Source organism: Nocardioides sp., assembly GCF_014360585.1.
In the GTDB taxonomy this organism is placed as follows: Bacteria; Actinomycetota; Actinomycetes; order Propionibacteriales; family Nocardioidaceae; genus Nocardioides.
On record NZ_JACIXG010000004.1, the window covers coordinates 113,374 to 125,400 of the forward strand.

At 68.2% G+C, this 12,027-nt stretch carries 11 protein-coding genes; 10 read left to right on the forward strand and 1 reads right to left on the reverse strand.

Annotation, left to right across the window (positions count from 1 at the left end):
• Positions 1–55 precede the first annotated feature (55 nt).
• The 4 genes from H5T77_RS02710 to H5T77_RS02725 all read left to right on the forward strand — a co-directional run bounded on the left by H5T77_RS02710 (position 56) and on the right by H5T77_RS02725 (position 3,986).
• The gene (locus H5T77_RS02710) at positions 56–1,219 is read left to right on the forward strand and encodes a sensor histidine kinase (protein WP_292644707.1); all 1,164 of its coding nucleotides are present in this window, start codon (positions 56–58) and stop codon (positions 1,217–1,219) included.
• Between the two features lie 79 nt (positions 1,220–1,298).
• Positions 1,299–2,093, forward strand: coding sequence for a LytR/AlgR family response regulator transcription factor (locus tag H5T77_RS02715; protein ID WP_292644710.1), 795 nt, complete (start codon positions 1,299–1,301; stop codon positions 2,091–2,093).
• 4 nt (positions 2,094–2,097) lie between these two features.
• Positions 2,098–2,481, forward strand: a complete 384-nt coding sequence (locus tag H5T77_RS02720; protein ID WP_292644712.1) for a DUF485 domain-containing protein — start codon at positions 2,098–2,100, stop codon at positions 2,479–2,481.
• Positions 2,478–3,986, forward strand: coding sequence for a sodium/solute symporter (locus H5T77_RS02725; RefSeq protein WP_292644713.1), 1,509 nt, complete (start codon positions 2,478–2,480; stop codon positions 3,984–3,986). The genes H5T77_RS02720 and H5T77_RS02725 overlap by 4 nt, the downstream gene beginning before the upstream one ends.
• Here H5T77_RS02725 and H5T77_RS02730 read toward each other — a convergent pair whose 3' ends face one another.
• Entirely contained in the window at positions 3,987–4,391 is a 405-nt protein-coding gene (locus H5T77_RS02730; protein ID WP_292644715.1) for a hypothetical protein, read from the reverse strand.
• 298 nt (positions 4,392–4,689) lie between these two features.
• Here H5T77_RS02730 and H5T77_RS02735 point away from each other — a divergent pair, with 298 nt between their 5' ends.
• The 6 genes from H5T77_RS02735 to H5T77_RS02760 all read left to right on the forward strand — a co-directional run bounded on the left by H5T77_RS02735 (position 4,690) and on the right by H5T77_RS02760 (position 11,927).
• Positions 4,690–4,968, forward strand: a complete 279-nt coding sequence (locus tag H5T77_RS02735) for a DUF4212 domain-containing protein (RefSeq protein ID WP_292644718.1) — start codon at positions 4,690–4,692, stop codon at positions 4,966–4,968.
• The gene (locus tag H5T77_RS02740; protein ID WP_292644720.1) at positions 4,965–6,668 is read left to right on the forward strand and encodes a sodium:solute symporter family protein; all 1,704 of its coding nucleotides are present in this window, start codon (positions 4,965–4,967) and stop codon (positions 6,666–6,668) included. The genes H5T77_RS02735 and H5T77_RS02740 overlap by 4 nt, the downstream gene beginning before the upstream one ends.
• A 141-nt stretch (positions 6,669–6,809) precedes the next feature.
• Positions 6,810–8,792 (forward strand): acetate--CoA ligase, encoded by a 1,983-nt coding sequence (gene acs, locus H5T77_RS02745; RefSeq protein ID WP_292644721.1) that lies wholly within the window; start codon positions 6,810–6,812, stop codon positions 8,790–8,792.
• A gap of 285 nt (positions 8,793–9,077) precedes the next feature.
• Positions 9,078–10,376, forward strand: coding sequence for a Na+/H+ antiporter NhaA (nhaA, locus tag H5T77_RS02750; RefSeq protein ID WP_292644725.1), 1,299 nt, complete (start codon positions 9,078–9,080; stop codon positions 10,374–10,376).
• A gap of 42 nt (positions 10,377–10,418) precedes the next feature.
• On the forward strand, positions 10,419–10,826 hold the full coding sequence (locus H5T77_RS02755) for a phage holin family protein (protein ID WP_292644728.1): 408 nt from the start codon (positions 10,419–10,421) through the stop codon (positions 10,824–10,826).
• Positions 10,827–10,994: 168 nt separating this feature from the next.
• The gene (locus H5T77_RS02760) at positions 10,995–11,927 is read left to right on the forward strand and encodes a DUF559 domain-containing protein (protein WP_292644730.1); all 933 of its coding nucleotides are present in this window, start codon (positions 10,995–10,997) and stop codon (positions 11,925–11,927) included.
• Positions 11,928–12,027: the final 100 nt, after the last annotated feature.

Below are 12,027 nucleotides of genomic sequence, written 5' to 3' on the forward strand. Positions count from 1 at the left end.
TGGGTGACAGATACCGTGGGCGCCGTCACACTGGAACTCTCGGATCTCGACAGAGTTGACGGACCAGACAGGCTCGACCACCGAGGAGGGGCGGATGCGGCGCTGGAAGCGTGCTCATCTGGGCACAGAGGCCGACCGGGCGACCTTCCGCACCCTCCACAACGCGTCCTTGGCGACCCCGGCCCTGCGTGGCGGTCTGACCGTGGACAGCGCCGAGCGCGCCGCCCCTCATCTCCAGGCGCTTCTGGCCGCTCCTGCGCTCGCGATCACCGACACCGACGGCCTGCTCGCCTGGGAGGGCATCGGCACCCATCACCAGGAGCAGGTGACCAAGCTGGCCGAGGGGACGCTGGACCACGGCGCGACCCGGTTCTACGACCGGGTCGACCTGGAGTGCGGTCAGGCCGGCTGCCCGCTGCACACCGCCGTGGTCAGTCCGCTGGTCGTCGAGGACCACCTCGTCGGCACGTTGCAGGTCTACGCCCCGAACACCTCCGCGATGATGGTTCGCGCCGCCGACGAGGTGGCGACCTGGGTCTCCGGCCAGCTCGAGCTCGCCGAGCTCGACGCGTCGCGGCGGCGGTTGATGGAGGCCGAGGTGCGCGCGCTGCGCGCCCAGATCAGCCCCCACTTCATCTACAACTCCCTGGGTGCGATCGCCAGCTTCGTACGCACCGATCCCGAGCGCGCTCGGGAGCTGCTGCTCGAGTTCGCCGACTTCACCCGCTACTCCTTCCGCACCCACGGCGAATACACGACGCTGTCGGAGGAGCTGCGGTCCGTGGAGCGCTATCTGCTCCTCGAGCAGGCCCGTTTCGGCGACCGCCTCAGCGTGCGGCTCTCCGTCGCGCCCGAGGTGCTGCCGATCGCGGTCCCCTTCCTCAGCCTCCAGCCCCTGGTCGAGAACGCCGTACGCCACGGCCTCGCCGACGCCGAGACGGGTCACATCTCCATCAAGGCCGCCGACCGAGGCTCCGAGTGCCTGATCGAGGTCGAGGACGACGGCGCGGGCGAGGACCCCGAGAAGGTACGCCGCGCCCTGGCCGGCATCTCGACAGGAACCAGCGGCAGCAACGACTCGATCGGGCTCGGCAACGTCGACGCCCGGCTCCGCAACGCCTACGGCGACGACTACGGTCTCGTTGTCGAGACCGCCCCCGGCGCCGGCACGAAGGTCGTGCTGCGGATCCCGAAGTTCGCCCCAGGAGTGCACCCATGAGCGAGCGCAAGCGAGCGGCCATCAAAGTCGTCATGTCGCCGGGTCCGTACTCTCGCGCTTGCGCTACGGAGGTGGCGACATGACCGCGTCGTCGAGCAGCCGTACGGCGTACACCCCCAATCAGCGCCGCCAAGGCGCACCCGGCGGGTGGCTGCGCGTGCTCGTCGTCGACGACGAGCCGCCGGCGGCCGACGAGCTCTCCTACCTGCTGCGGCAGGACCCCCGCGTCGCTGACGTACGCACCTGCCTCTCCGCCACCGATGGGCTGCAGCAGCTGCAGGAGTCGACCGTCGACGCGGTCTTCCTCGACATCCAGATGCCTGGCCTCAACGGTCTCGAGCTGGCCGGGCTGCTGGCGCGCTTCAAGACACCGCCCGCGGTCGTCTTCGTGACCGCCCACGAGGAGCACGCGCTGGAGGCCTTCGACCTGCGCGCCGTCGACTACGTGCTCAAGCCGGTGCGCGCCGAGCGCCTGGCCGAGACGGTCACCCGCCTGGAGGGCAGCGTGCCCGAGGAGGAGCCCAGTGGCGACCTGCAGATTCCGGTGGAGCTCGGTGGCGTGACCCGGTTCGTCTGGCGCAGCCAGATCAGCCACGTGGAGGCTCAGGGCGACTATGCGCGCCTGCACACCGGCGAGGGGTCCCACCTGGTCCGGGTCCCGCTGACGCAGCTCGAGCAGGAGTGGGCGCCCGCGAAGTTCGTACGCATCCACCGCTCTCTCCTCGTCAACCTCGCCCACGTGACAGAGGTGCGGTCCGAGGCAGGGCGGTGCTCGGTCGTCGTCGGCGGCGCCGCCCGGGGCACCGAGCTGCAGGTCAGTCGTCGGCACACCCGCCAGTTGAAGGATCTCCTCGCCCGACGCTCGAGCGAGTGAGCGAGTGAGCGAGCAGCAACGCGTACGCGTCACCGGACCGCCCCGCCGACGCCGGATCCCCCGTGGCCAGTCGCCCGGCGAATCCGACCGGCTCGGGGAGATCTACCTCGGGTCGCTGATGCGCGACCAGCTCGTCTCGGCCGCCATCACCCTGGTGCTGCTCACCCTCGGGATCGGGTCGCTGCCGCTGGTCTTCTGGCTCTTTCCCGGTCTGGCGAGCATCGCTCCGCTGGGCGTCCCGCTGCCGTGGATCCTGCTCGGCGTGCTGGTCTACCCGTTCCTCGTCCTCCTCGGCTGGCTCTACGTTCGTCGCGCCGAGCGCAGCGAGGCGGCGTTCGCCGAGCTGAACCACAAGCACGATCAGGCATATCCCGAGGACGACGAATGAGCCTCGACTCCGCTCCGGCGATCATCGCGGTCGTGCTGGTCTCGCTGGCGACCCTGACGATCGGCACCTGGGGCCTGCGGTTCAGCCGGACCACGAGCGACTTCTACGTCGCCTCGCGCACGGTCCGGCCGGGGCTGAACGCCAGCGCCATCGGCGGGGAGTACCTCTCCGCGGCATCGTTCCTCGGCATCGCCGGGCTGGTGCTCGTCGAGGGTGCCGAGATGCTCTGGTACCCGATCGGCTGGACGGCCGGCTACCTCGTCTTGCTGGTGCTGGTGGCCGCGCCGCTGCGGCGCTCGGGGGCGTACACCCTCCCGGACTTCGCCGAGGCGCGGCTGGGCTCACGGCAGGTGCGGGCCATGTGCGCGCTGCTCGTGGTCGCGATCGGGTGGCTCTACCTGCTCCCGCAGCTGCAGGGCGCCGGGATCACCCTTCGGCTCATCGCCGATGCGCCGCAGTGGGTCGGTCCGGTCCTGGTGGGCGGGGTCGTACTGGTCAACGTCTTCGCCGGTGGGATGCGGTCGATCACCTTCGTGCAGGCGTTCCAGTACTGGCTCAAGCTCACCGCCCTGCTGATCCCGGCAGCCGTGCTGCTGGTGGTCTGGGGCAACGACGGCGCGCCCCGCACCGTCCGGCCGATCGAGTGGTCGCTCCCACTCGGCACCGGCGGCGTGGAGGGCCTCTACCTCACCTACTCGCTGATCCTGGCCACCTTCCTCGGCACCATGGGGCTGCCCCACGTGGGCGTGCGGTTCTACACCAACCCCGACGGGCGCGCGGCGCGGCGTACGACGCTCTCGGTTCTGGTGCTGCTCGGCATCTTCTACCTGCTGCCGCCGATCTACGGGGCCCTGGGAAGTGTCTACGGCGCCACCCCGAAGCACGCCGACACGCTCGTGCTCGTGCTGCCACGGTTGATGGTCGACGGGATCGCGGGCGAGCTGCTCACCGGACTCCTGTGCGCCGGGGCGTTCGCCGCCTTCCTGTCGACCTCCTCAGGCCTCGCGATCGCGGTCTCCGGCGTGGTCAGCCAGGACGTGGTCACGCCGTTGCTGCGCCGCTACGGCCACGGGATCGGCGGGGTGGCCGCGTTCCGGATCGCGTCGGTGATCGCGGTCGCGATCCCGTGCGCGGTCGCGCTGCTCACGCCGGGGGTCGGGGTGGCCAGAGGCGTGGCGCTCGCGTTCGCGATGGCTGCCTCGACCTTCTGCCCCCTCCTGATCCTCGGCATCTGGTGGCGCCGGCTCACCGCGCCGGGGGCGACCGCCGGGCTCACCGTCGGCTTCCTCGGCACCACGGTCGCGGTCGTGTGGACGCTGGCCGGCTGGGAGAGCGGAAGCTGGTGGGACGCGGCTCTGGCACGGCCGGCTGCCTGGTCGGTGCCGCTGGCCTTCGCGACGATGATCCTCGTCAGCCTCTCGACCGGCGACCGCGTCCCGGCGCACACGACCCGCCTTCTCGTACGCCTGCACACCCCGGAGCCCACCAGCTCGGGCGTGCGCTGATCACTCCGGCGGCGGAAGATACAACCGGTACGCCGCCAGCGCAGCGAGCACGCCACCGGTGAAGACGAGCACCAGACCCGGCCCCGGCATCCAGCCACCGAATCCGACGAGCCGGAGCAGGTGGACGAGCTGCCACACCGGTAGCGCGAGCGCGACAGCCGCCATGATCGCGGCCTGGACGGCGCAGACCCGACGCCACTTCAGCACCAGGGCGGCGACACCGAGCATGCCGCCGTAGAAGGTCCACAGCCCTGCGCCCTGAGCACCGGAGACACTGCCGACCGGGGTGTAGACCCATGGCACGAACGATCCGAGCAGGACGAAGACGACCGCAAGCCCGAGCCGGCGCTTGGCAGGCTCGGCACGACGCCTGGTCGACACTGCGGTGGGGGTGGCGGGGCTCATGCCACCTGACGATAGAGGTCCGGCGGCGATCGCGGGAGGTGGATCAGCCGCCACCCATCCCTGAACGCGCGCGACGAACGGTCCGTCCGGCACGACGAACGGTCACTGATCCACCGATATTCGGTGTGACACATGTCACTGACCGCCCTCACGACCGCTTATCGAGAGATGCCCGCCGCTGGCCGCAAAGTGCCCCCGGACCACCGATAGCGCCTTGCGGGCCCACCCCGGAAGTTGCCAATCTCAGCGTGATCGGCGTCACCCCCACAGACGCCTGGACCACTACTGGAGGATCCGCATGGATGAGAATGCGCGCCGGGCCTACTGGCGCCACAATCTAAGACTCATGGCCGTACTACTGGTCATCTGGGCACTGGTGTCGTTCGGGGCCGGCATCTTCTTCGCCGATGCCCTCAACAACATCGTCATCGCCGGCTTCCCGCTCGGATTCTGGTTCGCCAACCAGGGCTCGATCATCGTCTTCGTGATTCTCATCGCCGTCTACGTGTGGCGCATGGACAAGCTGGACAAGAAGTACGGCATCGACGAGTACGAGGAGGAGGTCCACCACTCATGAACGACATCCAGCTCTGGACCACGATCTTCGTCGTCGGCACCTTCGCCGTCTACATCTACGTCGCCTACGTCAGCCGCGTCAGCGACACCGCGGGCTTCTACGTCGCCGGCGGCGGTATCCCCGCCCCGGCCAACGGAGCCGCGATCGCCGCCGACTGGATGAGCGCGGCGTCGTTCATCTCGATGGCAGGCATCATCGCGCTGGCCGGCAACGGCTACGGCGGCACGGCCTACCTCATGGGCTGGACCGGCGGCTACGTGCTGCTGGCGATGCTCCTCGCTCCGTACCTGCGAAAGTTCGGCAAATACACCGTCCCCGACTTCGTCGGTGACCGCTACAACGAGACCGCCCGGATGGTCGCCGTGGTCTGCGCGATCGTCGTCTCGCTGACATACGTCACCGGGCAGATGGCCGGTGTCGGCGTCGTCTTCAGCCGCTTCCTCGAGGTGGACACCCGCATCGGCGTCCTGATCGGTATGGCGATCGTCTTCTTCTACGCCGTGCTCGGCGGCATGAAGGGCATCACCTGGACCCAGGTGTGCCAGTACTCCGTGCTGATCGTCGCCTACCTCATCCCGGCGTTCGCCGTCTCGCAGAAGCTCACCGGTATCCCGGTGCCGCAGATCGGCTTCGGCCAGATCCTCGGCGAGCTCGAGGCCCTGCAGGCAGAGCTCGGGTTCAGCTCGTACCTGGACGCCTTGGTCGGCTCCTCGCAGATGAACTTGTTCCTGCTGACCGCGACGCTGATGTTCGGCACCGCGGGCCTTCCCCACGTGATCGTCCGCTTCTACACCGCGAAGAGCGTACGAGCCGCGCGAGTGTCGGCACTGTGGGCGCTCTTCTTCATCGCCCTGCTCTACACGACCGCTCCGACCGTGGCAGCCTTCGCGAAGTTCAACATCCTCGGCTCGTCCCAGGCCGGCACCCTCGCCGACCAGAACTGGTTCGAGAAGTGGGCTTCGGTCGGCCTGATCACCGGCGCCGACGGGGGCGCGATCACCGACGTCAACGGGAACGGCGCCATCGACTTCATGGGGTCGGCGGCCAACGAGGTGCTGATCAACAACGACATCCTCGTGCTCGCCTCACCCGAGATCGGCGGCCTCCCCGCTCCGATCGTCGGCCTGGTGGCAGCGGGCGGTCTGGCCGCGGCGCTCTCCACCGCGTCCGGTCTGCTGCTGGTGATCTCCTCCTCGGTCGCCAACGACGTCTACGCCAAGCGGATCCGTCCGCAGGCGACGGAGAAGCAGCAGCTGCAGGTCGCCCGCATCGCGATGGGTGTCGCCGTCCTGTTCGCCGGTTACCTCGGCATCAACCCGCCCGGATTCGCCGCGCAGGTCGTCGCTCTCGCGTTCGGCTTCGGAGCCGCGACATTCTTCCCGATCCTGGTGCTCGGCATCTTCTGGAAGAAGTGCACGGCCGCCGGCGCGGCCTCCGGCATGCTGGTCGGTCTGATCGTCACCGCGGCGTACTTCATCTGGACGCTTCCGGCGGAGTCGGCCTGGTTCTTCCTCGGTAAGGACCCGATCCTCGACATCGCTCCGGTGGGCTTCGGCTTCGTCGGCATGATGCTCAACTTCATCGTGACCATCGCGGTCTCGCAGTTCACGAAGAAGCCCTCCGCGATCATGCAGGAGCTGGTCGAGGAGATCCGCTACCCCGGGCGTACCGACCTGGTCGCCAAGCACGCCGAGGAGTAGCTCCCCTGCGCGCGGCGGCCCTGACCCCCTGCCGGGTCGCCGTGCCCATCCCCACGCCACACTGGAGCCCTAGGTTCTAGTGTGGCGTGGGCCACGTTCAGCCTCATCTCAACCTCAGCTCAGACCCTTGAAGGAGCAACCGTGAGCGACGAGACACTCTCCAACCTGCTGCACGAGAAGCGTCGATTCGAGCCGCCTGCCGAGCTCGCCGCCAACGCCAACGTCAAGGCCGATGCGTACGATTCCGCGGCCGCGGACCGCGATGCCTTCTGGGCGGCCGCCGCGGAGCGGCTCACTTGGTCGAAGCCGTTCGATCGTGTCCTGAACTGGGACAACCCGCCCTTCGCGAAGTGGTTCGAGGGCGGCGAGATCAACGTGGCCTACAACGCCGTCGACCGTCACGTCGAGGCCGGCCTCGGTGACCGGGTCGCGATCCACTGGGTCGGCGAGCCGGCCGACGACAAGCGAACCATCACCTATGCCGAACTGAAGGACGAGGTCTCCCGGGCCGCGAACGCCTTCGAGGCGCTGGGCGTCGGCAAGGGCGACCGGGTGGCGATCTACATGCCGATGATCCCCGAGGCCGTCTTCGCGATGCTGGCCTGTGCTCGGATCGGAGCGATCCACACCGTCATCTTCGGTGGCTTCTCCGCCGACGCGCTCGCCACTCGCGTCGTCGACTGCGGCGCGAAGCTGATCGTCACCTCGGACGGCGGCTATCGCCGTGGCGCCCCCTCGGCGCTCAAGCCCGCCGTGGACGAGGCGGTCACGAAGGTCGAGGGGACTCAGCCCGGCCTGGTCGAGAACGTACTCGTGGTCAAGCGCACCGGCCAGGACGTCGACTGGAACGAGTCGGTCGACAAGTGGTGGGGCGACGTCGTCTCGACCGCGTCGACCGAGCACACCCCGGTGGGCCACGACGCCGAGCACCCGCTCTTCGTGATGTACACGTCCGGCACCACCGGGAAGCCGAAGGGCATCCTGCACACCACCGGCGGCTACCTCACCCAGGCGGCCTTCACGCACTGGGAGGTCTTCGACCTCAAGCCGGAGACCGACGTCTACTGGTGCACCGCCGACATCGGCTGGATCACCGGCCACTCCTACATCGTCTACGGCCCGCTGGCCAACGGCGCCACCCAGGTGCTCTACGAAGGCACCCCGGACTTCCCGGAGAAGGGCCGCTGGTGGCAGATCATCGAGGAGTACGGCGTCACCATCTTCTACACGGCGCCGACCGCGATCCGGACGTTCATGAAGCAGGGCCGCGCCATCCCGGACACCCGCGACCTCTCCTCGGTCCGTCTGCTCGGATCCGTCGGTGAGCCGATCAACCCCGAGGCCTACGTCTGGTACCGCGACGTCATCGGCGGGTCCTCGGTCCCGGTGGTCGACACCTGGTGGCAGACCGAGACCGGCGCGATCATGATCTCGCCGCTTCCCGGGGTCACCCACGGCAAGCCGGGCTCGGCGATGAAGGCCCTGCCGGGCGTGGGCGCCGACGTGGTCGACGACGACGGCGTCTCCGTGCCGAACGGCGGCGGGGGCTATCTGGTGCTGACCCAGCCGTGGCCGTCGATGCTCCGTACGATCTGGGGCGACGACCAGCGCTACATCGACACCTACTGGTCGCGGTTCAAGAACCAGGGCCCGGAGAACGAGCACTGGTACTTCGCCGGCGACGGCGCGAAGAAGGACGAGGACGGCGACGTCTGGGTCCTGGGCCGCGTCGACGACGTGATGAACGTGTCCGGTCACCGGCTCTCCACGACCGAGATCGAGTCGGCCCTGGTCTCGCACCACTACGTCGCCGAGGCGGCGGTCGTGGGTGCGACCGACCCCGACACCGGGCAGGCCGTGGTGGCGTACGTCATCCTGCGCGACGGGTCGCCCGAGGACTGCCACAAGGAGCTCTCCGACCACGTCCGCAAGGAGATCGGCCCGATCGCCAAGCCACGGCAGATCATGATCGTGCCCGAGCTGCCCAAGACCCGCTCGGGGAAGATCATGCGGCGGTTGCTGCGTGACCTCGCCGAGGGTCGCGGCGTCGGGGACACCACGACGCTCGCCGATCAGACGATCATGGATCTGATCGCCGCCGGGAAGACCACCGCGACCGAGTGACCCTGTGCCGAGTCGGCGCATCTGACCCCGTGTCTCGCGAAGCGAAGCGCGGAGCAGGCGGGTCGGATGCGCCGACTCGGCGGTCCAGCAGCAAAAAGTCGCACCGCTTTTCGATTGTTTAGTTATATTTGAACCTGTTTAATAATCTCACGAGGCGAGGTCTCGACCCCATCGCGACCACTTCGCGGACCATGACATGGGCGCTTGCTAGGGTCGAGATCAGGTGTGCCGGGAAGTCTGGTCGGCGTGACTTTCTCGACCCCTTGAGCCTCTGGAGGCCCATCCGTGTCCGACACCCGCAACCGCCTGTTCACCCGAGGCTCGTGGCTGGAGACCTCGCGTACGGCCGAGATCCTGCGCGCCGAGACGACCGGTGGCGTGCTCCTCATCATCGCCGCGATCATCGCGGTCGGCCTCGCCAACAGCCCCTTGCAGGAGACGTACGAGGCGGTCCGCGACTACCGCATCGGACCGCACGCCCTCCACCTCGATCTGACCATCGGGGCCTGGGCGGCCGACGGCCTGCTGGCGATCTTCTTCTTCGTCGTCGGCCTGGAGCTCAAGCGCGAGTTCGTCTCGGGAGACCTGCGTGACCCGCGACGGGCCGCCCTGCCGATCGTCGCTGCGATCGGCGGCATGGTGGTGCCGGCTCTGGTCTACCTGATCGTCAACCTGATCGGCAACGGGTCGCTGGCCGGCTGGGCGACCCCGGTGGCCACCGACATCGCCTTCGCGGTCGCGATCCTGGCAGTCATCTCCACCCACCTGCCGGCGGGGCTGCGTACGTTCCTGCTGACTCTCGCCGTCGTCGACGACCTGCTCGGCATCATCATCATCGCGGTCTTCTTCACCTCCGAGCTCCACATCGGCTACCTGCTGCTGGCGTTCGTCCCGATCGGGCTCTTCGCGCTGCTCGTTCAGCGCCGTATCCGCAGCCCCTGGCTGCTCCTGCCGCTCGCGGCGGTCGCCTGGGCTCTCGTGCACGCCAGCGGCGTCCACGCCACCGTCGCGGGCGTGCTGCTCGGGTTCACCGTTCCGGTGATCGCCCGCGACCCGGAGGCCAAGCACGGCCTCGCCGAGCATTTCGAGCACCTGGTCCGGCCAGTCTCGGCCGGCATCGCGGTGCCGGTCTTCGCGTTCTTCGCCGCCGGCGTGGCGATCGGCGGATGGGACGGGGTGACCAGCGCGATGCGCGACCCCATCACGCTCGGCATCATCCTCGGCCTGGTCGTCGGCAAGACCATCGGCATCGCGGGCTCGACATGGCTGCTGGCCCGGTTCACCAAGGCGTCGCTCGACGACGACCTCGCCTGGTGGGACGTGATCGGATTGTCGATGCTGGCAGGCATCGGGTTCACGGTGTCGCTGCTGATCGGCGAGCTGGCCTTCCACGCCGATCCTGGCGCCCACGACCACATGAAGGTGGGCGTGCTCTTCGGGTCCGTCCTGGCCGCCGCGCTGGCCACGGTGGTGCTGCGTGCCCGCAACCGGGCCTACTGCCGCATCGAGGAGCTGGAGAAGATCGACGCCAACAAGGACGGCGTGCCGGACGTGTTCGAGGGTGATGAGGGTCGGGACCGGTAAGGTCGGAAAAGTCCTCAACACACGTTTCAGCGAAGGGTTCCCATGGCAGTCGACATCGTGAAGTCCCCGGGTGACGAGGACCCGACGATCGGAAAGCTCGTCGTCGACGCCACCCGCGACATCTCCGAGCTCGTCAACAAGGAGATCACGCTCGCCAAGCAGGAGCTCAAGATCTCGGCGACCAACGCCGGTGTCGGCATCGGTCTCTTCGCCGCCGCCGCGTTCCTGCTGGTCCTCGCGGTGATCATGCTCTCCGTCTCGGCGGCCTACTTCATCCACCTCGCCGGCCTCGGCCTCCACTGGGCCTTCCTGATCGTCTTCGCCTTCTACGTCCTGATCGCCGCCCTGCTCGGCTTCATCGGCGTACGCAAGGTGAAGAAGGTCAAGGCCCCCGAGAAGGCCATCGCCCAGGGCAAGGAGATCCCCCGGGCTCTCAAGGGCCAGCACTGACCCTCCCCGCCGAGACGTCACCCGCGTCGGCCGAGGCGTCACTCCGGACGGCCGAAGCGTCACCGTGACGGGCCAGTTTCCGTCCACAGTCCGGGTTGAGTCGCGAGTTATCCACAACCTCTGCGTAAGTGGATGATTTTCGTACGCAACCTGGCGCACGCTGCGGCCATGAATCTCTCACTCGTCACTCCCGACGGCAAGCTGCCCGAGCGTCCCTTCACCACCACTGACATCGAGTCGGTCGCGACCAATCGGTACGCACTCTCCCAAGCAATCAGCCATGGCGACGTGCGTCGCCCCTTCAGAGGCGTCTATCTCGCCGCCCAGGCGGAGGATGACCCGGTGAAGCGCGCCGAGGCGCTCGCCCAAGTGGTGTCCGAGCATCAGGTGATCAGTGACCGATCCGCCGCCTGGGTGCACGGCATCAACACCTTCTCGCGAACGGAGGTGGCACAGCTCCCGGCTGTGGAGACATGCGCTGTCCGTGGCCACACCCGCACACGGCGCCCGGGCACCGACGGGCGCTCGCGCGACCTCCTTCCCGACGACATCACTGTCATCGGTGGCGTACGGGTGACCACACCGCTACGAACCGCGCTCGATCTCGGTTGCAATCTGAACCGGCGCGAGGCGATGGCTGCGCTCAACGAGTTCGCGAGACGTCATGGCATCACTCGAAGCTCTCTCGATGAGCAGCTGCCGCGCTTTCGCGGGCGTCGTGGTGTCGTCCAGCTCCGCGAACTGGTCCCGCTCCTGAACCGCCGCCTGGAGTCTCAGCGTGAGTCGTGGACCCTACTCGCGATCAGCGACGCTGGTCTCCCGCTTCCCGAGACCCAGGTCTGGGTCGATGTCGATGGGATTCCGACCTACCGCCTCGACTTCGCCTATCGACTTGCCAAGGTCGCGATCGAGTACGACGGCGAAGACCACGACGACCCCGATCAACGAATCTATGACGAAGAGCGTCGAGGGTGGCTGATCGATCACGGCTGGACCATCATCATCGTGCGGAAAGGTGACTTCACCGGCGACCGACTCGACGCCTGGCTCCGCGAGATCAAGGACGCCCTCACCCCGACGTACTCCTCCCGCCGCTTCTGATCGAAGCGTTGGGGTCTCGCCGAGACGTCACCAGCGCACGTCGAAGCGTCACTCCCGTCCGGCCGGGGGGGGACGAGTAGGCCCCCCAGCCCACCGGGGG